This window comes from Ensifer sp. (assembly GCF_031989085.1).
Lineage (GTDB): Bacteria > Pseudomonadota > Alphaproteobacteria > Rhizobiales > Rhizobiaceae > Ensifer.
In genome coordinates, this window is the sequence record NZ_DALZXU010000001.1 from 1,639,876 (window position 1) to 1,663,683 (window position 23,808).

Below are 23,808 nucleotides of genomic sequence, written 5' to 3' on the forward strand. Positions count from 1 at the left end.
GCTGGAATATAATCGATTTGAGCAAAACTTACAGAGACAATGCTGCATCGCACCCATGCAGAAGGTGCAAGCCTCTCGGCAGCCGTGAGCCGACGCCGGTTCGGCCATGATGTCGATGCGGGTGCGGCAGGATTGCGAACCTTGAGGAGAAGCTCAGTGCCAGAATCAAACAACGCCCGCTGGGGGAGGAGATCCAGCGAGCGTCGTTTTGTTCTGATCGGCAACTGGGAGGAGGAGTGCTGCCGATCCAAATCGAGGGGCGCTGGGAGGAGGAGTGCGCCGCCCCGATCGATGAGTTCAAGATAGTTTAGTCTGCTGATTTTGTGTAGATCAAATGCTTCATGGCACGTATGCGTTTTGCGCATGGCTTGACGCGCGGATGTCAAGAACATGCGCAAACTTTGTGCAGATGCTTCGATCGGTCGAAATGCATGAAACGGGAGGGCAGAAACGAATAACGCCCGCTGGGGGAGGAGGTCCAGCGAGCGTCATTGAAGGTGATTGGCAACTGGGAGGAGGAGTGTTGCCAATCGTATCGGAGGGGCGCTGGGAGGAGGAGTGCGCCGCTCCGAATTCCATCGAACTTTCGTCCGGGTCTTTCCCGGGATCCGGGGCGGCTGACCATCGCCGCTGGCGTCCGCTTGGCTGTCTGCCGTCGTTCGCCTCTGATGATTTGAATATAGGGTCTTTAAATCGATTTGTGCAGTGCAATATCTGCATGGAAGATATGCGCATCGCGCAAGCCATCGGAGCCGGGAGGAGAACCTGGGAACGCAACCGATCGAACGGTTGTGTTTTTCCGCCTTTGCATGATTAGGTGGGCGTCTCGACCCGGGCCTTGCGTTGGCCGGTCGTCGCAGGAAAGTGGGGCAGCATGTATCGCGGTCGTCTCGAAAGGGATTTCAAGCATTGGGTTGGCATGGGTCTGCTGCCGGAGGCGTCCGCGCGGCAGATGCTTGCGGAGTATGACGGTCGCGAATCCACGTTTCGGGCAGGGCGCGTGCTTCTCGTCCTGGCTGCCCTGCTGCTGTCCGCCTCGATCCTGTTGCTGGTGGCTGCCAATTGGGAGGCGCTTCCCCGACTTGCGCGCCTCGTTGGCATCGTAGCCTTGATATGGGGCTTTCATTTTGCCGGGGCCATGTTCACCGCGCGCGGCAACGGCGGCCTTGCGGCGGCCGCCCTGGTGCTGGCGGCGATGTCGTTCGGAGCCGGCATCGCGCTTGTCGGCCAGATGTATCATCTCTCCGGGGATGCAGCCGACGCGATCCTGCTATGGATCGCCGGCGCATGTGTGACCGCGCTCGCATTTCGGTCGGGCGCCGTCACGGCGCTGTGTGGCGGGCTGGCCTGGGCCTATTTCCTGACATTGCTTTCGGAGGGCGGCATTGGCGATATCGTTGAGTGGCGGACCTGGATCGTGCCGGCCCTCGCCGTCCTCGTCGTTGCTCTGGTGCGCGTAACGGATGCCGGTCGCGCCCGCCACCTCGCTTATCTCCTGGTAATGGGGTGGCTCATCTCTCTCTATATCGAAAACTCGTCGCTTGCATTTGCCGGTGCTTTGGCAGGCGGGGGGAGCCTGGCTTTCCTCGCCGCGGCGATGCCCGGCTCGCCCCTTCGCCCCATCGCGCTTGAAGCCGGTTCGGCGCCGGCATTCTATTCGTTCAGCCTCGCGCTCATCGGTTTCTCGGTGCTGCAGTTCGAGGCGGTCGGCCTGTTTACCGAAGTGGCAGCCGGCGCGGCCGTGCTGATCGTGGCCGTTGTCGGGATCACGCTTGCCGGCGCCCAAAACGGCGCCGTGCGCTATCTCGGCTATGCCGCCTTTGCCGGCGAACTTCTCTATCTCGCCTTCGAGACGCTCGGTTCTATGCTCGGAACCTCAGGGTTCTTCCTGATTTCGGGGCTTCTGGTGGCTGCGATCGCCTGGCTGGTCATCCGAATCGAGGGGCGATTGATGCGCACGCGCAGCGAGGAGGTTTCGCCATGAGTGGCCTGTCGCCAAAACGCCGTTGGCTGCCGCCGTTGATTGCCGCACTGATTGCAGCGGTGCTTCAAACCGCAGCACTGGGCTACATGGTCGAAAGCCGGGCCTCGATCCTGCGCAGCGGCAAGGAGGTATTGCTGAAGACCGTGCCGGTCGATCCACGAGATCTGCTGCGTGGCGATTATGTGATCCTGAGCTATGACATTTCCAGGCTGCCGCCGGAGCTGTTCAAAAGCGGTTTGCCTACAGTCGTGCAGGAGGCAACGGTCTTTGTGCGCCTCGCGCCGCAACCGGACGGCTTCTGGGCGGCCTCTGAAGCTTCCTTCCAGCCGCTCGCGCCGGCGGACGGCACCGTCATTCTGCAATCGCAACCCTTCACCTATTATCCCCAGTCGAGTGAAAGCCCGACGTCCGTCGACGTCGCCTATGGCATCGAGCGCTTCTACGTGCCGGAAGGCGAGGGCCGGGTGCTGGAGCAGGCCCGAAACGCCGAGGCGCTTTCGGTGAGCGTTCGCATCAATGATGCCGGGCGCGCACAGATCCGCCAGATCGCCGTCGCGGGCGCGCCCGTTTATGAAGAGCCACTCTATTGAGCGCTTAGGATCGATCTGCCGTGGGTAACTGTATTTTCCCTTTGATCCCGCGAAAACGAGTGATATAGAGACGCCGCGCTCGGGAAAGCCCTGAACCTCAGCATGCCCTTTGTATCCGCGGTGTTTCCGTTGGTTGGTCTTGCGGGAATACGCTCAGTCGGTGCGATTGTCTGAACGCGGGTATGGTGAAATTGGTAGACACGCCAGATTTAGGTTCTGGTGCCGCAAGGCGTGGGAGTTCAAGTCTCTCTACCCGCACCAGGACAATGATCGCGCCAAAAAGTCCGGATTCTGCAATGATGAAGGGGGCTGGAGTGCCATTTTGCTTGCAAAACGGTTACGGAACTGCGTAAAGCCACTCCCGGCAAATGGATCGGCTCACGTGCTCGCCAGACCTTTCAAAGGGGAAGAGCACAGTCAACGTGAAATGAAGGTTTGAACATGCAGGTTATCGAAACGCTCGCTCAAGGGCTGAAGCGCGAACTCAAGGTCGTTATCCCGGCCAAGGACATGGAAGCTCGGATGAACGAGCGCCTGGCCGAAGTGAAGGACCGTGTAAAGATCAACGGCTTCCGTCCGGGCAAGGTGCCGTTCGCGCATCTCAAGAAGGTCTACGGCAAGTCGATCATGGCAGATCTCGTCAACGAGATCGTTCGTGAAAAGCCGACCGAGATCCTTTCGGGCCGTGGCGAGAAGTCGGCGACCCAGCCGGAAATCGCGATGACCGAGGACGAGTCCGAAGCCGACAAGATCCTGAACGCCGAGGCTGACCTCGAGTTCACCGTCGCTTACGAAATCATCCCGGCGATCGAACTCAAGGACGTCAGCGGCATCAAGGTGACGCGCGAAGTCGTCGAGATCGCCGAAGACGAAGTCAGCGAGCAGATCCTGAAGATCGCTGAAAGCGCTCGCTCCTACGAATCGAAGAAGGGCAAGGCTGCCAACGGCGACCGCGTCACCATCGACTACCTCGGCAAGGTTGACGGCGAAGCCTTCGACGGCGGCAAGGACGAAGACGCAGAGCTGGTTCTCGGCTCCAACCGCTTCATCCCGGGCTTCGAAGAGCAGCTCGTCGGCGTCAAGGCTGGCGACGAAAAGACCATCACCGTGACGTTCCCGGCCGATTACCCGGCAGCGAACCTCGCCGGCAAGGAAGCCACCTTCGACATCACCGTCAAGGATGTCGCTTCCGCCCAGGACATCGAAATCAACGACGAACTGGCCACCAAGCTCGGTCTCGAATCGGCTGACAAGCTGAAGGAAATCGTTCGCGGCCAGATCGAGAGCCAGTACGGCAACCTGACCCGCCAGAAGGTGAAGCGTCAGATCCTCGACCAGCTGGACGAACTCTACCAGTTCGACACGCCGGAGCGCCTCGTCGAAGCCGAATTCGAAAACATCTGGCGCCAGATCAACACCGACCTGCAGCAGGCCGGCAAGACCTTCGCTGACGAAGAAACCACCGAAGAAGAAGCCCGCGCCGAGTACCGCAAGCTCGCCGAGCGTCGCGTTCGCCTCGGTCTCGTTCTCTCGGAAATCGGCGAAAAGGCCGGCGTCCAGGTCAGCGACGACGAACTGCAGCGTTCGCTGTTCGAGCAGCTGCGCCAGTTCCCGGGCCAGGAAAAGCAGATCCTCGACTACTTCAAGAACACCCCTGGTGCTGCCGCTTCGCTGCGCGCTCCGCTGTTCGAAGAAAAGGTCGTCGATCACCTGCTTTCCGAGATCTCGGTAACCGACAAGACGGTTTCCAAGGAAGAGCTGACGGCTGACGACGAAGAAGCCGAAGGCACCGCTGCCAAGAAGGCTCCGGCCAAGAAGAAGGCCGCTGCCAAGGCTGAGGCTGCTGAAGGCGAAGAAGCCGCAGCTCCGAAGAAGAAGGCTCCGGCCAAGAAGAAGGCCGCTGACGACAGCGCCGAGTAATCGTTTCTTCGATTGCCTGACATTCAGAGGCCCTGCCGTTTTGCGGCAGGGCCTTTTCCATTCTGCAGATAGCTGCGCGCGGGCGGTGGCGACGCGGTTTGCTAACGGAGATCCAGCAGCAGGGCCCGGTGATCCGAGACCTCAGGCTGTTCGACCACGTCGAAACCAACGACCTCGACATCTGGCGTCGCCAGCATGTAGTCGGCGAAGCGCCCCGGCTTCCCGTAATACGACGTGCGCGTATCTGTGTGGCCGCGACCGGTGACGAGATCGGCAAGGCCGAGCGCGCCGAGAACGTCGAAGGTGGCACTATCGGGCAGAAGATTGAGATCGCCGCAGACTACCAGCTTTTCATTGCCGGGCCAGATGCCGCCGATCAGTCGGACCAGGGTGTCCGCCTGCGCCTGGCGTTCTGGCGTGTCGCCCTTGCCATTCTCCGTCCGCAGGCCGTGCATTTGTGCGATTGTGATGGAACATCCGCTTTCATAGTCGACAAGACGGAGGCAATGGGCGTTCCGCGGTCGCGGATGGTCGCCCCAGCCATCAGGTGAAAACGCTCCGTGGACGAAGCCGAGTGCCTGGCCGATGACCGGTAAGGATTTGCGCACGAACGTCGCCAGTCCGAATTCGGCATGAACCATGCCGTCGCCATCGTGAAGCTCGCCTCTCGACGTCGGAAAGAAGGAGCCGTCGTGATCAGGAAGGGCGGCCCGAATTTCGTCGAAAAGGTTGGCACGCTGCGGGAGTTCGACGTCGCGGTCGCGGTAAAGCAGCCAGTCGGACGTCGTCTCCGGTGATCGCACGACTTCCTGCAGGCACAGAACGTCTGCGTTTGCTTCCACAAGATACGGGATCAGCGGCGCATGCAGCTTGCCGCCCCAGACATTAAGGGAAAGGATACGAAGGGCCATGATCAAAGCTCGCCGGGACAGGCCGCCGGAAGATGCGCTGCGCCCTCCGGCAGTGCGTGAAAACAAGATGCAGCGCCATGGCCTGATGACGTGGTCAAGCGTGCGGCCCTGAGGAAATCAGGACCGCAAAGCTAGCTGATTCGCGGTGCCTTGTTCGAGATCGGAAGGGGAGCCTCGTCGAAATTCATGCAGCCGGCTTGATCTCGCCCATGCGGTTCCAGGCGTCGAGGCCGGCGATCTTGTAGGCCTCGGCAAGCGTCGGGTAATTGAAGGTGTTCTCGACGAAGTACTCGACCGTTCCCTTCAGGTTGAGGACCGCCTGGCCGATGTGAACCAGCTCCGTCGCGCCTTCGCCGATGATGTGCACGCCGAGCAGGCGGCGCGTCTTCAAGGAGAAGATCATCTTCAACAACCCCGAATCGAGGCCCATGATGTGGCCACGCGAGGTCTCGCGGAACCGCGCCATGCCGCATTCATAGGGAATGCCGCGTTCCTTGACCTCTTCCTCCGACAGTCCGCAGGTGGAGATTTCGGGAACCGCGTAAATGCCGTAGGGGAAGTACTTCTGCGGCTCCATGGCGATCGCGCCGACGGCGACACGTGCCGCGATGCGGCCCTGTTCCATCGATGTCGAGGCGAGGCTCGGGAACCCGACCACGTCGCCGGCGGCATAGATGTTCGGCACCGAGGTCTGGAAGGTTTCGGGATTGACCTTGAGGCGACCGCGGCTGTCGGCTTCGAGCCCGGCGGCCGAGAGGTTGAGCGTGTCGGTCGCCCCCATGCGCCCCGCGGCAAACAGCACCATGTCCGTCGTGATCCGGCGGCCATTGTCGAGTGTCAGCAACACCTTACCGTTGTCGAGTCGTTCGACCTTGTCGGCCTTCTGGCCGAGATGCAGCTTCATGTTGCGGTCACGCAACTGGTAGATGAAATCCTCGACGATCTCCTTGTCGATGAAGTCGAGCATCGTGGTCTTGGGGTCGATGACCGTTACCTGCGTGTCGAGTGCGCTGAAGATCGTCGCATACTCGATGCCGACGACGCCGGCACCGATGACCACGAGCGAGCGTGGCAGTTCAGAGATATCGAGTAACTCGTCGCTGTCGAGAACGGTCTTGCCGTCGAAGGGCATGTAATCAGGGCGGAAGGGCTTGGTGCCGACGGCCAGCATGATGCTGGTGCCTGAAACGAGCAACGTCTCGCCGTCGTCCTTGACGACTTCGAGCGTGGTCGGATCGACGAAGCTCGCCTTGCCGCGCATCTGCTGCACGCGGTTGCGGGAAAACTGATGTTCGAGGACTTCGACTTCGTGGTTGAGTGTGATGATCAGCCGCTGGCGCAGGTCGTCGGCGCTGATCTCTTCCTTGACGCGGTAGGAGCGACCGTAAAATCCGCGTTCGCGCCAGCCTGAGAGGTTGAGCGCCGTCTCGCGCAATGTCTTCGAAGGAATTGTGCCCGTATGCACGGAAACGCCGCCGACGCGTTTGCCCTGTTCGATGACGAGAACCTTCTTGCCGAGCTTGGCGGCCTGGATGGCGCCGCGGCGGCCGGCGGGTCCGCTTCCGACGACGATGAGATCGAACTGGTTCATGGCAATTCCGTCAAAAAGGGAGAATCGTTGTGCGATGCGAAAAGTGTCGCCCGCATGCGTCTATACCGTCAATCGCACAGTTTGATGAAGTGGTTTTCGAGTTTGAAACCTGCTGCGTGCGAATATCAGTAAATACGCGTATGCTTGGCGGTCCAATGGCATGCCGGTCCATGAATTCATGCGCGTATGGGAGGACTTCTATGGCGCTGGACCTGACGAACGAACGCTCGGCCAATTCGCGCTTTGGACAGGCGCCGCATGCCGAAGAGCGGCAGGGGGTGATCGCCGCGGCCGTTTACGAAAACGGCGTGCGCATCCAGGACATTCACGTCGAGGATGCCAGCAAATGGCGAGACCGGCCGGGCGCCGTCATCTGGATCGGTCTTCATGAACCGGACGCTGCCCTGTTGCGGCAGGTGCAGCACGCGTTCGATCTGCATGACCTTGCGATCGAGGACGCCTGCAAGGCGCACCAGCGCCCGAAGCTGGAGATTTATGGCGATTCGGTTTTCGTGGTCGCCCGCACTGCCCACATGGTCGGAGACGAAATCGCCTTCGGCGAAACGCACCTCTTTGTCGGCCGCGGCTATGTCGTCTCGGTTCGCCACGGGCCGTCGACCTCCTACATGGCCGTGCGGCAGCGTTGCGAGGCGTCGCCGGCCGCCCTTGCCCATGGTGAGAACTACATTCTCTACTCGATCCTCGATTTCATCGTCGACAACTACATGCCGGTGATCGAGGCCATTCACGAGGAGGTCGAGCGGCTCGAGGATCGCCTCTTGCGTCAGCGGCTGGAGAAAACGGACATAGAGCGGCTCTACCTGCTCAGGCGCAACCTGCTCAGGCTGCGCAATGCCGCGGTGCCGCTGGTCGACGTTTGTCGGCGTCACGAGCATATCGATCTGCCCGGTATGGAAGCGGCGCTGCAGCCGCTGTTTCGGGATGTCACCGACCATGTTCGTCGGGTACAGGAAGATATCGATGCCTTGCGGGAGGTCCTGGCCTTCACGTTCGAGGCAAGCCTGATGATCGGGCAATCGGAGCAGACGGAGATTTCGCGCAAACTTGCGTCGTGGGCGGCGATCCTGGCGGTGCCGACGGCCATCGCCGGGATCTACGGCATGAACTTCGACGATATGCCCGAGCTGAAATTCCGCTACGGCTACTTCGTCGTGCTTGCGGTAATCATCGGGCTCTGTGCAACGCTCTATCGCTTCTTCCGCCGCGCCAGGTGGCTTTGAGGCCCAAACTGCTGTTTAGAACAGGCGCAGGCTTTTCATGCTGACATGGCCGTCCTTGCCGATGATGATGTGATCGTGCACGGCGATGCCGAGCGGCTTGGCCGTCTCGACAATCTGCTTGGTCATGTCGATGTCAGCCCGTGACGGTGTCGGATCTCCGGAGGGATGATTATGTGCTAAGACCAGTGCCGTTGCCGACAGCTCGAGTGCCCGCTTGACGACCTCGCGTGGGTAGACCGGCGTGTGGTCGATGGTGCCGGTCTGCTGGACCTCGTCTGCGATCAGCGTGTTGCGCTTGTCGAGGAACAGGATGCGGAACTGCTCCTTGGTCTCGTAGGCCATAGCCGCATGGCAATATTCGACGACTGCCGACCAGGAGGACAGCACGTGTTTCTTGCGCAGCTCGCTCTTCAGCGTCCGGTGGCCGATCGTCGAGACGAGCTTCAGGTCGAGAGCGACCGTCTCGCCAATCCCCTTAACCTCCTGCAGCAGCGCGAGTGGCGCGCCGAACACGCCGGCGAGCGTGCCGAAGCGCGCAAGCAGCGCCTTGGCGATCGGCTTTGTATCCTTGCGCGGGATCAGCCGGAACAGCAGCATTTCGAGAATTTCATAGTCGGCAAGCGCGCCATCTCCGTGCTCGCGATATCGGGTGCGAAGCCGGTCACGGTGACCGAGATAATGCGCCTCTTCGGTCGCCGGGCTTGCGCCGGGCAGGGGCGTGTCCTGCGACGGCAGATCGTTGAAAAGCGACCGCTCATCCGCCGGCTGCGTTCTGTCGGCTGCGGATAAGCGGTCGTTTTTCTTCATGCGGCGCCCATGGAGCTCATGCTCGGCTTGAACAGGCCGGCCGGCGACAGGGTGAAAATCTCGCAACCGTCGGCGGTCACGCCGACTGTGTGCTCATACTGCGCCGAAAGAGAGCGGTCACGTGTGACGGCCGTCCAGCCATCAGCCAGAACCTTCACATGCGGCCTGCCGAGATTGATCATCGGCTCGATGGTGAAGATCATGCCTTCGCGCAGTTCCGGGCCCTCGTTGGCGCGGCCGTAATGCAAGATGTTGGGCGCATCGTGGAACAGACGACCAACGCCGTGTCCGCAGAAATCGCGCACGACCGAGCAGCGTTCGGCTTCGGCATAGACCTGGATCGCTTCGCCGATCGCACCGGTGCGCGCGCCGGGGCGCACGGCAGCAATGCCGCGCATAAGGCAGTCATGCGTCACATCGAGCAGGCGTTCGGCAGCGCGTTTGATTTCGCCGACCGGGTACATGCGGCTGGAATCGCCGTGCCAGCCGTCGATCACATAGGTAACGTCGATGTTGACGATATCGCCGTCGCGAAGCGGCTTGTCGTTGGGGATGCCATGGCAGACAACATGGTTGATCGAGGTGCACGACGATTTGGTGTAGCCGCGATAGTTCAGCGTCGCCGGAAGCGCGCCGTTGTCCATGCCGAATTCAAAGACGAAGCGATCGATCTCCTCGGTCGTCACGCCCGGCCGGACCCGCGACACCAGCTCGTCCAGGCAACGCGCCGTCACCTGACAGGCCTTGCGCATGCCCTCGAACCCTTCCGGTCCGTAGAGCCGGATGACGCCGGTGTTCTTGTAGGGCGCAGACCCCGCCTCGATGTAAGTCACCATTCCAGAACTTTCAGTTGTTTCCTGTCACATTTCATAATGCAGCAGGGGCGGCCTCGTCCACTACCGTTGGCTACGAGGCGCCGATATAGCAGGGAGCATTTCGCCCCTCGCTGCTCTGGCGCTCGATCGGCAAGCCTAACGCGGAACAACGGCCGCGGCTATCTGCAGAATGTTGCCGATGGGATCAGCGGGTAAAGCGCTTGCTCAAGCCGGATTGCCAAGTGCGGCGTTTTCCGCCTCATCGACTGGGATCAGTCCTGTCGGTGCGATCTCCGTCGGCGATATCAGGCATTTGACAGCATAGGCCTCGACGCCGCGCGCCATGGCGCGATCGAAGGCCGCGGCATAGGCAGGGTCGTAGTCCCGGCAGATTTTCAGGCTGTCGCAGTCGTTTCGCTGAATGAGATAGATCATGATCGCCCGATGCCCGGCTTCGACCATGTCTCCCAACTCCTCCAGGTGTTTGGCGCCGCGTGTCGTCGGACTGTCGGGAAACTCGGCGACACCGTGCGTCCGGCTGAAGTGAACATTTTTCACCTCGACATAGGCAAGCCCGCGTCCCGGGTCGCTAAGCAACATGTCTATGCGCGAATTGCGCCCGTATCTCCGTTCTCGCTCGAGTGTCTCATAGAGATGCAGGTCCGAGACGAGCCCCATGCGAATGGCCTCTTCCGCCAGGCGATTGGGAAGGCCGGTGTTGATGCCGACGAGCGTGTCGTCCGCCTCGACGATTTCGAGCATCTGCCGGTACTTGCGCGTCGGGCTGTCATGCTCAGACATCCAGATGCGCGAGCCCGGCGTCGTCAGTCCACGCATCGAGCCGGTGTTGGGGCATGAGCCGGTTAAAGCCGTGCCATCCGACAGGGTCGCATCAAACAGGAAGCGCTTGTAACGCTGCACCAGCGTTGCGGGCACGAGGGGACGGTCGAAGATCACGGTAAGGTCTATGCTTTCGTCAGGTGCGGGCGTCAGGCGCGGGCGCGCACGTAGGAGCCGGGTGCTTCTTCCAGCGTGTTGAGCTTGCCGCCGGGCTTGCGCGCCGGCACCCGCTTCTTGTCGAGCGTCTCGATCCACTGATGCCAGTGCGGCCACCAAGAGCCAGGGGTTTCCTTGGCGCTCTTCACCCAGTCGTCGAATTCGCCCTTGGGCGGGCCGCCGGTCCAGAACTGGTATTTGCCCTTGTCGGGCGGGTTGACGACGCCGGCGATATGGCCGGATCCGGACAGCACGTAAGTGACCTTGCCACCGAAGGCGGCGGAGCCGATGAAAACGGAGCGCGGCGGGGCGATGTGATCTTCCTTGGTCGCCAGGTTGTAGATCGGGATCTTGACGTCGCCGAGCGACACCTGTTTGCCGGCCAGCATCATCTCGCCCTTCGACAGCCGGTTTTCGAGATAGCAGTTGCGCAGGTAGAACGAGTGGTTGGCCGCCGGCATCCGGGTCGAATCGGAGTTCCAGTAGAGCAGGTCGAAGGGCAGGGGCTCCTGGCCCTTGAGGTAGTTGTTGACGAAGTAGGGCCAGATCAGTTCCGAGGCGCGCAGCATGTTGAACGCGGTCGCCATCTTCGAGCCGTCGAGATAGCCGGAAGCTTGCATGCCCACTTCCATCTGGCTGATCTGGTCCTCGTCGACGAAAACCTTGAGATCGCCGGCATGGGTGAAATCCACCTGGGTGGTAAACAGCGTCGCCGAGCGGATGCGATCGTCGCCCTCGGCGGCATGAAGGGCGAGCGTTGCCGCCAGCAGCGTGCCGCCGACGCAATAGCCGATGGCGTTGACCTCGCGCTCACCGGTCGCCTGTTCGACGGTGTCGAGCGCAAAGCCGATGCCTTCGCGCGCATAGGATTCCCAATCCTTGGCCGCGTGCCGCTCGTCCGGGTTGACCCAGGAGATCACGAAGACCGTGTGCCCCTGATCGACTGCCCATTTGATGAAGGATTTCTGCGGATTGAGGTCGAGCACGTAGAACTTGTTGATCCAGGGCGGGCAGATCAAAAGCGGACGCTTGAGCACCGTTTCCGTGGAAGCTTCGTACTGGATCACCTGGCAGACATCGCTCTGGGCGATGACCTTGCCGGGCGTGATGGCGATGTTCTCGCCGATCGCGAATTTGCTGGTATCAGTCTGGCGCATCTTCAGGTCGCCGCGGCCTGCGACCACATCCTCCGCAAACATCTGCATGCCCTTGACGAGATTGGCGCCACTGGTCGCGACCGTCTCCCGGTAGAGCTGAGGATTGGTGGTGATGAAATTGGTCGGCGAAAGCGCGCTCGATATCTGGCGGACGTAGAAGGCAGCCTTGTGTTTGGTGTGGTCATCGAGGCCCTCGGCATCGCGCACCATCTTGTCGGCCCAGTCGGAGGTGATGAAATACGCCTGGCGGACGAAATCGAAGAAGGGGTTCTTGACCCAGTCCTCGTCGGTAAAGCGTTTGTCGGCGCGCAGCGGAGCGGCGGTATCGTTGGCGGCGGGGTCGCCGGACATGCGGTTGAGGCTGCGCGACCACATCTCGAAGAAACTGCCCATCAGATGGGTCTGCGCTTCGAGCGTGCGGCGCGGGTCGGATAGCCAGTACTCCGAAACCCTGGAGAGCGTCTTGACCATGTCGGTGACGGGTTCGGCAAAGACGTCGGATTTCTCGCCGGTTTCACGCGGTGCAAGCCAGGCGGAGGCGGCCTTGCCAAGCTGTTCCATCGCACGGGCGAGGTTCACCGCGAGGCCCTCGGGATCCTTGACGATGTAGGGTTCAACGGACTTCGGGTCGAAGCCAGCAAAGCCGTCCTTGCCGGCCTGGCCTTCGGCGTTCCTGTCTGCTGTCACCCGGTTTCCTCCACAGCATCTTGTTTGTTTTGTATTTTTACATTCTGCCCGAAAATGATTACAAGGGCTAGCGCATCGTCGCGCCACGAAAACAGAGGTCTTTGCCAGTATGCTCGCCGTCGGAAAACAGCGCTCCATCACCTGGGTTGCCGGGATCATTCTCCTCGGCACGCTCGCGGGCTGCAACACCCAGAAGACCCCGTTCGAAAACTATCCCTCCGTATACGGTCAAAAGCCCGCCGCGACGCAGCAGATGACCAATGAAGAAGCCGCCGACATGCAGGCGCGACTGTCCTCTCTCGGGGCCGCGCGCAAATCCGGTTCCATCTCTGAAGCGGAGTATCAGCGCCGCATGAAGGAAATGCGTGCGCTCGCCGAAGGTCACGGCTCCGACACGCTGAAACAGATCACGAATTAGCGCTTGCGTTTCGGGTGATTTGGACGCAAAGCGTTCAATGGCCGCAGTGACGGCCGTTCACCAAAGCGCATGTTTTCGCGACGGCCAACCGCTGGCGGAGACGTGCGCCAAACGAGGTTTGGAGATGGAAGAGTTTCACAAAGTCCGGCGTTTGCCGCCTTATGTTTTCGAACAGGTCAACCGTTTGAAAGCTAGCGCGCGAGCGGCCGGTGCTGACATCATCGACCTCGGCATGGGCAATCCGGATCTTCCCACTCCACAGTCGATTGTCGACAAGCTCTGCGAGGCCGTTCAGGACCCGCGCACGCATCGTTATTCGTCGTCGAAGGGCATTCCCGGGCTGCGTCGTGCCCAGGCCGCCTATTACGCCCGTCGCTTCGGCGTCAAGTTGAACCCGGATACGCAGGTCGTCGCCACCCTTGGCTCCAAGGAAGGTTTCGCCAATATGGCGCAGGCGATCACCGCACCCGGCGACGTGATCCTGTGCCCCAATCCGACCTATCCGATCCATGCCTTCGGCTTCCTGATGGCAGGCGGCGTGATCCGTTCGATCTCGGTCGAACCGGACGAGAGCTTCTTCGGGCCGCTCGAGCGGGCCGTCAGGCACTCGATCCCGAAACCGCTCGCGCTGATCCTCAACTATCCGTCGAACCCGACGGCGCAGGTCGCAACGCTCGACTTCTACAAGGACGTGATCGCATTCGCAAAGAAGCACGACATCATCGTGCTTTCGGATCTGGCTTACTCCGAGATTTACTTCAACGACGCGCCGCCGCCGTCGGTCCTGGAAGTTCCGGGTGCGATCGACTGCACGGTCGAATTCACCTCGATGTCGAAGACGTTCTCGATGCCCGGCTGGCGCATGGGGTTTGCCGTCGGCAACGAGCGGCTGATCGCGGCATTGACGCGGGTCAAGTCCTATCTCGACTATGGCGCGTTCACGCCGATCCAGGTTGCAGCCACCCAGGCACTCAACGGCGACGGCAGCGACATCGCCGAAGTCCGCAACATCTACAAGCGCCGTCGCGACGTGATGGTCGAAAGCTTTGGCAAGGCCGGCTTCGACGTGCCGCCGCCGGCGGCCACGATGTTTGCCTGGGCGAAGATCCCGGAGAAGTTCCGCCATCTTGGCTCGCTCGAATTCTCCAAGCTGCTGGTCGAAAAAGCGGATGTCGCCGTAGCGCCCGGTATCGGCTTCGGTGAGCAGGGAGACGACTACGTGCGCCTCGCGCTTGTCGAGAACGAGCACCGGATCAGGCAGGCGGCCCGCAACATCAAGAAGTTCCTGTCCACGGCTGACGAGACGATGCACAACGTCATCTCGCTCAACGCGCACCGGTAAAAGACGGGGGCGTGCCAGGCGCGCGCCCCTACCGCAACGGCCCCGCCGTTCTGGCGGGCTGGCCTCACATGTTAGGAATTGGCTATGGCAGATGCCCTCAAAATTGGCATTGCGGGCTTGGGTACTGTCGGTGCCTCGCTCGTGCGGATCCTCCAGGAACGTCACGAGATGCTGGCAACGACATGCGGCAGGGCAATCGAAATTACAGCCGTAACGGCACGTGACCGGACGAAGGATCGCGGTGTCGATCTTTCCGGGGCTTCCTGGTTCGACGATGCCGTTTCGCTCGCTGCCAATGCCGATATCGACGTGTTCATCGAATTGATGGGCGGTGCCGGCGATCCGTCCTATTCCGCAGTGAAGACGGCGCTCGGCCGCGGCATCCATGTCGTCACCGCCAACAAGGCGTTGCTGGCAGCGCATGGCATCGAGCTTGCGGCCGTTGCCGAGGAAAAGGGCGCTCTGCTCAATTACGAAGCGGCCGTTGCCGGTGGCATTCCGGTCATCAAGGCGCTGCGCGAGTCCATGACCGGCAACACGATTTCGCGCGTCTACGGCATCATGAACGGCACCTGCAACTACATCCTGACCAAGATGGAAAAGGAAGGTCTGTCGTTCGAGGCCTGCCTGAAGGAGGCCCAGCGGCTCGGCTATGCCGAGGCCGACCCGGCTTTCGATATCGAAGGCAACGACACGGCCCACAAGCTGTCGATCCTGACGAGCCTTGCTTTCGGCACAGCGATCGCAGCCGACGACATCTATCTGGAAGGCATCACCAACATCTCCATCGACGATATCAATGCGGCGGCCGATCTCGGCTACCGCATCAAGCTTCTCGGCGTCGCCCAGCGCACGGAAAGCGGTATCGAGCAGCGCGTGCATCCGACGATGGTTCCCTATGATTCGGTGATCGCCCAGGTCGACGGCGTCACCAATGCGGTGGCGATCGAATCCGATATTCTCGGCGAATTGCTGATGGTCGGTCCCGGTGCCGGCGGCAACGCGACGGCATCCGCCGTCCTTGGCGATGTCGCTGATATCGCCAAGAGCCGTCCCGGTGCCCAGCACGTGCCGGCGTTCGGCCGTCCGACAAATGCGCTGCTGCCCTATACGCGTTCGCAGATCCAGAGCCATGAGGGCGGCTACTTCATCCGCCTGAAGGTCGTCGACCGTACCGGCGTCTTTGCCAGCATTGCGTCGCGCATGGCGGAAAACGGGATCTCGCTGGAATCGATCATGCAGCATTCCAAGCATCCGAAGGAATCCGACGAGCCGCAGACGATCATCCTGGTCACCCACGCGACCGCCGAACATTCGGTGCGCGATGCGATCGTGGCGATCAAGAGCGAAGGCTACCTGGTCGGCGAACCGCAGGTGATCCGTATCGAACGGCCCAAGGCAGCCTGATTCCTGGCGTAAATCTGTTGAGAAAGGGCCCCATCGACCGCAGGCGTCGATGGGGCTTTTTTCATGGCGGGTTTTGCTGGCGCGCATCGTTCGCTAAGAACAAGACGAGTATGGGCAGGTGGGCAGCATGGAAGAACCGGTAGATCCGATACAGCGCGCATTTCTTGGCGTGGAGCAGTCGATCAGCGCTCAGCGCTGGGTGTCGCGTCTCGATCAGGCCGGTCAGAACCGGGCGCTGGCGATCAGCCAGGTGCACGGCTATTCCGACCTGATCGGCCGCGTGCTGGCCGGGCGCGGCGTTCCGCTTGATGATGCCGCAACCTTCCTCGACCCGACGTTGCGCGCGCTGATGCCCGACCCGGACACGTTGACCGATTGCCGCAAGGCGGCGGAGCGCCTCTCGTTGGCGATCTCCCGGCGCGAGAAGGTGGTGGTCTTCGGCGACTATGACGTCGACGGTGCCTCTTCATCGGCGCTGATGGCGCGCTTCCTTGGGCATTTCGGGCTTGAGGCCGAGATCTACATCCCAGACCGGATATTCGAAGGCTATGGCCCCAATCCGCAGGCAATCGAGCAACTGATCGACAACGGGGCGAAGCTGATCGTCACCGTCGACTGCGGCTCGACCAGCCATGATTCGCTGGCCGTTGCAGCAGAGCGCGGTATCGATGTCGTCGTCATCGACCATCACCAGGTCGGCGCAACGCTGCCGCCCTGCCATGCGCTCGTCAACCCCAACCGCGAAGACGATCTCTCGGGGCAGGGGCACCTTTGCGCTGCCGGCGTCGTCTATCTCGTTCTCGTCAACGCGGTGCGCGTTCTTCGCGCCAGCGGCGACAAACGCGTCGCTTCCTTCGATCTGCTGGCACAACTGGATCTCGTTGCGCTCGCAACCGTTTGTGACGTGGTGCCGTTGAAGGGGCTCAATCGCGCCTATGTCGTCAAGGGTCTGATTGCTGCGCGGCACATGGGCAATGTTGGCCTGGCGGCCTTGCTGCGCAAGGCGGCCATCGGCGGCCCGGTGACGCCCTATCATCTCGGCTTCCTCGTTGGCCCGCGCATCAATGCCGGTGGGCGGATCGGCGACGCGGCGCTCGGCAGCCGGCTGCTGACGATGGAGGACGGTGCTGCAGCAGAAACGATCGCAGCACGGCTCGACGAGTTGAACCGCGAGCGACAGGCAATGGAAGCCGCCATGCTTGCCGAGGCGGAAGCGGAGGTGCTCGCGGAGTACGGAACGGGCGAGGGTGCCTCGGTGATCGTAACGGCGCGGGAAAACTGGCACCCGGGTATCGTCGGACTGATTGCGGCAAGAATCAAAGAAAAGTTTCGCCGGCCGACCTTCGCAATCGCGTTTGATCCGAATGGGCGAGGCACGGGGTCGGGGCGCTCGATCGCCGGTTTCGACATGGGAAAGATGGTTCGCGCCGCCGTCGATGGCGGCCTGCTGGTGAAGGGTGGTGGCCATGCCATGGCGGCGGGCCTCACGGTCGAGCGGACGAACCTTGGCCGCTTGCGCCAATTTTTCGAGGAGAAGGCCGAGGCGGCCGTGCGCGATCTCGTCGCGGTGCAGACGCTGAAGGTCGATGGAGCGCTTGGCGCCTCCGGCGCAACATTGGAGCTCATCGATCTTCTGGAGCAGGCAGGCCCCTATGGCTCCGCCCATCCGCAGCCCGTCTTTGCCTTTCCGGCGCATCGGCTGCGCGACTGTCGCCAGGTCGGTGCCAACCATATCAAGGTAACGCTGGAAGGCCAGGATGGCGGCCGCCTCGACGGTATCGCCTTTCGGGCCGTGGAAACGCCGCTCGGCGATTTCCTGTTTGCCAGCCGCGGCGCGTCGATCCACGTTGCCGGCTCGATTTCGGCTGATCTCTGGCAAGGCCAGCGCCGCGTCCAGTTGCGCGTCAGCGACGCTGCCAAGGCATTTTAATCGGCGGGCCCGCCTGTTGAAGGCGTGGGGCCCGCAGTGCAGCCCTAGATGAAATCGAGACGGACGTTCTTGTTAGGCGACCGGATCCACACCGCTCATCGCGCCGGGCGGAACATGGCAAGACGCGCGCAGAAGGGCTGCTAGAACATCAAAAATGTCTCTGGAGGGTCACAGTGGCACGCCCTAGGGGAGTCGAACCCCTCTTCCCAGAATGAAAATCTGGTGTCCTAACCGATAGACGAAGGGCGCACTTGCTGTGTGGGCGTCTTATAGTCAGCACTCTTTCCGGCCGCAAGCCCCAATCTCCGGAATTTCGAAGTTTTTCCATGAAAAGTTTCGGATAAATCAAAGGCTAAGAATGCTGCGTTCATCTTCGAATCGAAGATGGAAACGCGCCTGCGATCTCGCCAAGTCGATACCGGATATGGTGGGGAGGAGGATCACAGTGGCACGCCCTAGGGGAGTCGAACCCCTCTTCCCAGAATGAAAATCTGGTGTCCTAACCGATAGACGAAGGGCGCACTTGCTGTGTGGCCGCCTTATAGTCAGCGCCTTGGCAGACTGCAAGCGCTAATCTGAAAATTCGCGCGCTTTTCCTGTGAAAAGAATCTGGAAAACGTCAGCCGATCTATTCACTAAGGGACGGAGCGTGTTGCGGGCATTGCGGCAGTCAGTCGACGTGAAGCTGCACGTGCGAGCGAAATATTCAGAGAAAAGGGAGGATCACAGTGGCACGCCCTAGGGGAGTCGAACCCCTCTTCCCAGAATGAAAATCTGGTGTCCTAACCGATAGACGAAGGGCGCACTTGCTGTGTGGGCGTCTTATAATCAGGCGATTTGATAACCGCAAGCGGCAATTTTCATTTTTCTGTAAAAAATGCAAAGCCCGGGCAAAACGCTTGGATCCTGTGGATTACTCCATGGAAACAAGGGCTTGGTCTCAGCCCTTGTTGCGGCGGCAACGCCAGTTCCAGTCGCGCTGGGTGCCGATATCGATATGAACCGATTCCGTATGGCAGTAGGTGCCGACACCACCGCGCCCAGGAACGCTGCGCAGGAAATCGGCGAGCTCCCACTTGCTGACGCCCTGGACCTGGATATCGGCGGCTTCGCAACGGGTGTGCAGGGACTGCTTGGAGCGGTTGACCTTGATCGGACGCAGCCCCGACGTGACCATGACCTTTTTGCCGTAATGCGTCTCGACCTGCTTCAGCATCTGCATCAATTCGGGCTTGAAGCATCCGGCATCCACCTTTTCGGTCTGCAGGATCAGTCCGCTGGGTGCCAGGCGGGCAAGGCCGGAAAGCGAAGCGACTTGCACCGGTGCATCCTCTTCGTCAGCAGCATGGTCTTCATGGGCAACGCTGAACAGCGGGCTCATTTTGACCCCGGGCAGGCTGCTATAGGCGAGCGAGGCCATCTGCGGCTGGCTGGCATTGCTTGTTGTGATCGTCTTCTTCTCGGCGGGCTGTGCCGCGCGCGCCGTGGCCTGTTGCTGCTTTTCCTTGCGCTTTCCGGCAAAGAGGCTCGCGAGCGTCCAGGTCTTTGAACTTTCGTCATCGCTCTGGCTGGACTTGTCGTCCGGCACGGCTGCGGCGACTTCAGCGTCCTGCGGTTCAGACAGCGCCTGTTCCGTGGCCTGTACCGGCTGCAGTACCCGCGAGGTTTTGCCGCCAAGGGCGGCCTGGGCACTCAAGGGCAGCGGCACCGAGGCGGGAAGGGTGGCGCTTTCGGGGGCAGCATAGGCCATGACCGCGGTTTCCGGAGGAGCCGTCTGGGTCTCGTTCTGTGCGCCCTGTTGGGGTTGGACAATCGGCTGTGGCTGCGGTTGAAGCTGTGCCGGGCGCGTCCCGAAGAGGCTGTTCGTCGTCGCGTTCATGGTCGGCTGGGCGCCGCCCGTTGCCGGGATCGAACCTGTCGCCTGCGGTTGTGCGCCGGTGGTCCCTGCCTGCGCGCCGGCTGCAGGCGCCTGACCGAAGATGCTGGAGGAAGCCGCACGCAGGCCCGTGCTTTGCATCGCGAGCGGTCCACCCTGCTGTGTGGGATCCTGACCCGGCGCAAGGGTGCCGCTGGTCTGTGCCGTCTGCGGATTGCTGCCGACCGCCGAAACCTGGGCGTCGCGAACGGTCGCGCCGGCCGCAGCCGAATCGGCGACTTCAACGGGTTGCTGCGCCTGCTCGGCGGTCAAGGCGTTGGCCGCCTCGTTGTCGGCGACCGCGGAGACGCAACCGCTCAAGGCGAGCATTGAGACGGATATCACGGCGGCGCGGCTGAACGACGACAGCAGCGCCCTCTTGGTTTCCCGATGTTGCAACGTCCAATCCCCGCTCTCCGTGCATGACCGGTGAGATCGTCACCTTTTCACGCATTAAGTCTCAGTTCCGAAACATCGCTCAGAACAAACAAGCACGAATTTCGCGCGGCAGGCCGAAAGGATCACCGCGGGAAGGATTAGGCCAATTACTGTCAGGGAATATCACCACGAGACATCGCGGATTAGACCCCGTATCAACGTTTCGCGCGGAAAGTTACTGAACGATACGTGATTTGTAAACTGGCGCTAACCTTGGAGCCCGCATGCGCCCAGCATGCGAAGGCCCGGTGTCGGTGCCGGGCCCCGGATCATTCATCATTTCGAGGGATCCGCGACCAGACTGTGCCAAGCCGGAATTCCCGGCGACAGACCTCAATCATCGGCGGTCAGAGTTGCGCGAGGCTTACCAGGCGCCGGTGTTGGCCATGGAGGCCCAGGGCTCCTGGGCGGGCAGGTTAGCGCCCTTCTGCAGGATCTCGATCGAGATACCGTCCGGCGAGCGCACGAAAGCCATGTGGCCATCGCGTGGCGGGCGGTTGATCGTCACGCCATTGTCCATGAGATTCTGGCAGAATCCATAGATGTCATCCACCTCATAGGCCAGGTGCCCAAAGTTGCGCCCACCGGTATAGTCCTCGCTATCCCAATTGTAGGTCAGTTCCAGGCACGGCGAGAGCTCACCCTTGGCCCGGTCAAGATCTCCGGGAGCAGCCAGGAAAACGAGCGTGAAACGGCCTTTTTCGTTCTCGTAGCGGCGAATTTCGCTGAGGCCGAAAAGCGTACAGTAGAACCTCAAGGCCTCGTCCAGATTTTTGACGCGAACCATCGTGTGCAGATAACGCATTGCCATGTCCCTGTTTCGAATAAGATGGCGTATACTTAGCTGCCGGCAAGCCAGAGGCAAGGCTGCGTCCCTAGATTAGGTCTTGGCCAAATTACGCCGGGGGTCTTGCGCATCAGCGGCGGGACGATGTTATTCTGGTCAATAAGAATCAGTTAACCGTAGTCGGTAGTCGCGCGTAAACGAGGGGCTGGGAGAGAATGGCGGATAGGACATCTTCAAAAGACGTCATGCACGATGACGATTTTGGCAGCGACGCCCTCGACCTCGTCGAAATCACCGGCGTGATCAAATGGTTCGATGTCGCCAAGGGCTTCGGCTTCATCGTGCCCGACAATGGCATGCAGGACGTGCTGGTGCATGTGACCTGCCTTAGGCGCGACGGCTACCAGACTGTGCTCGAAGGGGCTCGTGTCGTCGCTCTGATCCAGAAGCGCGATCGCGGTTATCAGGCCTTCCGTATCCTTTCGATGGACCAGTCGACGGCCATTCATCCCTCGCAACTGCCGCCGATCAGGACCCATGTGCAGGTCACGCCGACGAGCGGCCTCGAGCGCGTGCTTGTCAAGTGGTTCAACCGGACCAAGGGGTTCGGCTTCCTGACCCGCGGCGAGGGGACGGAGGATATCTTCGTCCACATGGAAACGCTGCGCCGGTTCGGCCTGACCGAATTGCGCCCCGGCCAAGTGGTTCTGGTGCGCTTCGGCGATGGCGAGAAGGGGCTGATGGCCGCCGAGATCCATCCGGACGGCCCGACGCCGACGAGCCGTTCGCACTGATGTCGATGGCCAGGACCTTGACTGCGAGAAGCGCCGCCACGGCGCTTTTTTTGTTGGCGCTGCTGTTCTGCGCGGTGGCATTCGCGGAGGTGCAGTTCACCACCGATCGCATGCGCGTGGTGACGGCCGACAACAAGGTACACGAATTGACCGTGGAGCTTGCAGTCGATTCGGCGCAGCGCGAACAGGGCCTGATGTTTCGCCGCTCGATGGCGGCTGACCATGGCATGCTGTTCGATTTCGGCGAAACCCGCCGGGTGATGATGTGGATGAAGAATACCCATCTGGCACTCGACATGCTGTTTGCCGACAAGAGCGGCATCGTTCGCACCGTCCATCAGGACGCGGTTCCTTTTTCGGAAGCGATCATCGATTCGAAAGAACCAGTGGCATTCGTGCTGGAACTCAATGCCGGAACGGTCAAGCGCCTCGGCATCAAGCCCGGCGATCGGCTGGAAGGCGCCCGTATCGGCGGCAACTGAGCGCTCCGCGCGATGGTCTCTTTCGTCCCCGCTGATTTGATCGGTCCAAGCAGGCTATTTGGAACGCGCGCATCATTATTCTTGCGCCGCAGGGGGCCTTTTCGGCAGACGCGCCCTATATAAGTTGTTAATCTTTGTTCGGACCAACAGGAGCATCTGAGATGATCAGGCATGTGCTTGTTGCATTGATCGCCACGGCAGCGCTAGCGCCGGCGGCATTGGCCGCCGATTTGACCGAAAACCTTGAGCCGGCACCCCTGGTGGAGGCTGCGCCGACCTTCGTGTGGACGGGTGGATATGTCGGCCTGCAAGGCGGCGGCGGCTGGCTCAATGGCGATTTCAGTACGCCGGGTGCAAGCGCTTCCAAGGATTTCAATGGTGGCCTCCTTGGTGCCTTCGCCGGCTTCAACTACCAGCACGACGATTGGGTTTACGGCATCGAGGGCGACGTCAGCTACAACTGGAACGACAAGACGTTCGATATTTTCGGCACCTCGCCCGAGGTTGGCACTGACGTGTCCGGTTCCGTGCGCGGCCGTGTCGGCTATGTCGTCAACGACAAGGCGCTTGTCTATGCGACCGGTGGCTGGGCGATTACGCGCGGTTTTGTCGATGTGCCTGGGGCATCCAAGGAAAAAGAAACCTTTAATGGCTGGACCATTGGCGCCGGCGTCGATTACGCCTTTACCGACAGTCTGTTTGGCCGGGCCGAGTATCGCTACAACGATTATGGCGACAAGGATATTGGCGGCGCCAACGTCGATTTCGACCAGCATCAGTTCACCGTTGGCATCGGCGTGAAGTTCTAGGCGCGATCGCGACGACAACAGAAAGGGCTCCGATGGAATCGAAGCCCTTTCTGTTGTCGTCGTTCGCCCGTTGACACTTTCGATAGCATCGAGAGCGGATCCCGCCGTTACGGCCCCGCGCGGGTGAGGATGGCGTTGCGGTCGGCTTCGTCGGCAAGGTCGATGACGACGCGCATTTGATCCTTGAGCGCGCGTTGCAACGCGTTTCTGCCGGGCGGTATTGCGGCGACACGGCCTGCGTCTGCAAGGGTGGCGACGCGGCTGCGCGACAGGCCGAGCTCCGCCGACAGCAGACGCTCCGTTCTGAGCGAGGTTTTCACCGCCAGGTCGAAGAGGATCTCGAGGCGTATTGGCGATCCGGCCGCCGGTTGCAGGATCGCTTTTCGCAGATGAACGTCTGGGAACTCTTCGACTTGCCCCGCGTGCCGGCGCAAGCCATCGATATCGAAGGCCACTTTCTCGATAAAGATCTCATCGTTGTTTTGCAGCGCGCAAAGGTCGGCCGGATCGATGTCGCCGACATGGCGACGCTCGAAGATCGGACGGTTCCAGGTGTTGTCGCAATCGCTGCAGCGATAGATCAGCCAGGCATCCAGCCGTCGGCCGTTGGCATTGAGCCTCGTCTTGCCGCTCGGAACGAACGCGCGTGTCGTTCGGCAGCGATTGCAAGCGATGAGGGCCCGAGGTGCGATCCTGGGCACGATGGTCCATTGGACCAGGAGTGTATGAGACATGTCGTCTGGTTCTTCCGATTGGAAGTCCATCGAGACGACGGTTGGAGCACCCG

Annotated in this window: 20 protein-coding genes and 4 tRNA genes; 12 read left to right on the forward strand and 12 right to left on the reverse strand. The window is 61.2% G+C overall.

The window, feature by feature from the left end; translation table 11 throughout:
- The first annotated feature begins 874 nt into the window (after window positions 1–874).
- The 4 genes from RTP54_RS07995 (at window position 875) to tig (ending at window position 4,494) form a co-directional block, all read left to right on the forward strand.
- Window positions 875–1,984 carry a DUF2157 domain-containing protein gene (locus RTP54_RS07995; protein WP_112809735.1) on the forward strand — a complete coding sequence of 370 codons (1,110 nt, stop codon included), beginning with the start codon at window positions 875–877 and terminating at the stop codon, window positions 1,982–1,984.
- Entirely contained in the window at window positions 1,981–2,574 is a 594-nt protein-coding gene (locus tag RTP54_RS08000; protein ID WP_312361882.1) for a GDYXXLXY domain-containing protein, read from the forward strand. Before RTP54_RS07995 ends, RTP54_RS08000 begins: the two co-directional genes overlap by 4 nt.
- A 176-nt stretch (window positions 2,575–2,750) precedes the next feature.
- Window positions 2,751–2,835, forward strand: a tRNA-Leu gene (locus tag RTP54_RS08005).
- 180 nt (window positions 2,836–3,015) lie between these two features.
- The gene (gene tig, locus RTP54_RS08010; RefSeq protein ID WP_312361883.1) at window positions 3,016–4,494 is read left to right on the forward strand and encodes a trigger factor; all 1,479 of its coding nucleotides are present in this window, start codon (window positions 3,016–3,018) and stop codon (window positions 4,492–4,494) included.
- A 101-nt stretch (window positions 4,495–4,595) separates the two neighbouring features.
- On the opposite strand, the gene RTP54_RS08015 is transcribed toward tig, so the two are convergent.
- Together RTP54_RS08015 and sthA are read right to left on the reverse strand one after the other, a co-directional pair.
- Window positions 4,596–5,405 (reverse strand): endonuclease/exonuclease/phosphatase family protein, encoded by an 810-nt coding sequence (locus RTP54_RS08015; protein ID WP_312361885.1) that lies wholly within the window; start codon window positions 5,403–5,405, stop codon window positions 4,596–4,598.
- Between the two features lie 184 nt (window positions 5,406–5,589).
- Window positions 5,590–6,996, reverse strand: a complete 1,407-nt coding sequence (gene sthA / locus RTP54_RS08020; RefSeq protein ID WP_112809731.1) for a Si-specific NAD(P)(+) transhydrogenase — start codon at window positions 6,994–6,996, stop codon at window positions 5,590–5,592.
- 200 nt (window positions 6,997–7,196) lie between these two features.
- Here sthA and RTP54_RS08025 point away from each other — a divergent pair, with 200 nt between their 5' ends.
- Window positions 7,197–8,237 (forward strand): magnesium and cobalt transport protein CorA, encoded by a 1,041-nt coding sequence (locus RTP54_RS08025; protein ID WP_112809730.1) that lies wholly within the window; start codon window positions 7,197–7,199, stop codon window positions 8,235–8,237.
- Between the two features lie 15 nt (window positions 8,238–8,252).
- Here RTP54_RS08025 and radC read toward each other — a convergent pair whose 3' ends face one another.
- The 4 genes from radC to phaC form a co-directional block, all read right to left on the reverse strand.
- On the reverse strand, window positions 8,253–9,044 hold the full coding sequence (gene radC / locus RTP54_RS08030) for a RadC family protein (RefSeq protein WP_312361888.1): 792 nt from the start codon (window positions 9,042–9,044) through the stop codon (window positions 8,253–8,255).
- Complete coding sequence (gene map / locus RTP54_RS08035) at window positions 9,041–9,880, reverse strand: type I methionyl aminopeptidase (RefSeq protein ID WP_112809728.1); 840 nt, start codon at window positions 9,878–9,880, stop codon at window positions 9,041–9,043. Before map ends, radC begins: the two co-directional genes overlap by 4 nt.
- Before the next feature lie 204 nt (window positions 9,881–10,084).
- Entirely contained in the window at window positions 10,085–10,816 is a 732-nt protein-coding gene (sfsA, locus tag RTP54_RS08040) for a DNA/RNA nuclease SfsA (protein WP_312361891.1), read from the reverse strand.
- Between the two features lie 32 nt (window positions 10,817–10,848).
- Window positions 10,849–12,699: a poly(3-hydroxyalkanoate) polymerase subunit PhaC gene (phaC, locus tag RTP54_RS08045; RefSeq protein ID WP_312361892.1), complete on the reverse strand. Its 1,851-nt coding sequence runs from the start codon at window positions 12,697–12,699 to the stop codon at window positions 10,849–10,851.
- A gap of 109 nt (window positions 12,700–12,808) precedes the next feature.
- Between phaC and RTP54_RS08050 the strand changes: the two genes are divergently transcribed.
- The 4 genes from RTP54_RS08050 to recJ all read left to right on the forward strand — a co-directional run bounded on the left by RTP54_RS08050 (window position 12,809) and on the right by recJ (window position 17,796).
- Window positions 12,809–13,117 (forward strand): SHOCT domain-containing protein, encoded by a 309-nt coding sequence (locus RTP54_RS08050; RefSeq protein WP_112809885.1) that lies wholly within the window; start codon window positions 12,809–12,811, stop codon window positions 13,115–13,117.
- Between the two features lie 124 nt (window positions 13,118–13,241).
- Window positions 13,242–14,459, forward strand: coding sequence for an LL-diaminopimelate aminotransferase (locus RTP54_RS08055; protein ID WP_077498242.1), 1,218 nt, complete (start codon window positions 13,242–13,244; stop codon window positions 14,457–14,459).
- 84 nt (window positions 14,460–14,543) lie between these two features.
- Entirely contained in the window at window positions 14,544–15,866 is a 1,323-nt protein-coding gene (locus tag RTP54_RS08060; RefSeq protein WP_312361893.1) for a homoserine dehydrogenase, read from the forward strand.
- A 127-nt stretch (window positions 15,867–15,993) separates the two neighbouring features.
- The gene (recJ, locus tag RTP54_RS08065) at window positions 15,994–17,796 is read left to right on the forward strand and encodes a single-stranded-DNA-specific exonuclease RecJ (protein WP_312361895.1); all 1,803 of its coding nucleotides are present in this window, start codon (window positions 15,994–15,996) and stop codon (window positions 17,794–17,796) included.
- 174 nt (window positions 17,797–17,970) lie between these two features.
- Here recJ and RTP54_RS08070 read toward each other — a convergent pair.
- The 5 genes from RTP54_RS08070 to RTP54_RS08090 form a co-directional block, all read right to left on the reverse strand.
- Window positions 17,971–18,045 (reverse strand) — tRNA-Glu (locus RTP54_RS08070).
- 197 nt (window positions 18,046–18,242) lie between these two features.
- A tRNA-Glu gene (locus RTP54_RS08075) sits at window positions 18,243–18,317 on the reverse strand.
- A gap of 208 nt (window positions 18,318–18,525) precedes the next feature.
- Window positions 18,526–18,600: transfer RNA gene (locus RTP54_RS08080), tRNA-Glu, on the reverse strand.
- 136 nt (window positions 18,601–18,736) lie between these two features.
- Window positions 18,737–20,110 (reverse strand): YcbK family protein, encoded by a 1,374-nt coding sequence (locus tag RTP54_RS08085; protein ID WP_312361896.1) that lies wholly within the window; start codon window positions 20,108–20,110, stop codon window positions 18,737–18,739.
- A gap of 403 nt (window positions 20,111–20,513) precedes the next feature.
- Window positions 20,514–20,954 (reverse strand): VOC family protein, encoded by a 441-nt coding sequence (locus RTP54_RS08090; protein WP_112805318.1) that lies wholly within the window; start codon window positions 20,952–20,954, stop codon window positions 20,514–20,516.
- 197 nt (window positions 20,955–21,151) lie between these two features.
- On the opposite strand from RTP54_RS08090, the gene RTP54_RS08095 reads away from it, so the two are divergent.
- The 3 genes from RTP54_RS08095 (at window position 21,152) to RTP54_RS08105 (ending at window position 23,021) form a co-directional block, all read left to right on the forward strand.
- Window positions 21,152–21,730 (forward strand): cold-shock protein, encoded by a 579-nt coding sequence (locus tag RTP54_RS08095; protein WP_025426885.1) that lies wholly within the window; start codon window positions 21,152–21,154, stop codon window positions 21,728–21,730.
- Entirely contained in the window at window positions 21,730–22,212 is a 483-nt protein-coding gene (locus RTP54_RS08100) for a DUF192 domain-containing protein (protein WP_312361901.1), read from the forward strand. The genes RTP54_RS08095 and RTP54_RS08100 overlap by 1 nt, the downstream gene beginning before the upstream one ends.
- A 161-nt stretch (window positions 22,213–22,373) precedes the next feature.
- Window positions 22,374–23,021 carry an outer membrane protein gene (locus RTP54_RS08105; protein ID WP_112816653.1) on the forward strand — a complete coding sequence of 216 codons (648 nt, stop codon included), beginning with the start codon at window positions 22,374–22,376 and terminating at the stop codon, window positions 23,019–23,021.
- A gap of 107 nt (window positions 23,022–23,128) precedes the next feature.
- On the opposite strand, the gene RTP54_RS08110 is transcribed toward RTP54_RS08105, so the two are convergent.
- Complete coding sequence (locus tag RTP54_RS08110) at window positions 23,129–23,755, reverse strand: DUF1062 domain-containing protein (protein WP_312361902.1); 627 nt, start codon at window positions 23,753–23,755, stop codon at window positions 23,129–23,131.
- Between the last annotated feature and the right edge of the window lie 53 nt (window positions 23,756–23,808).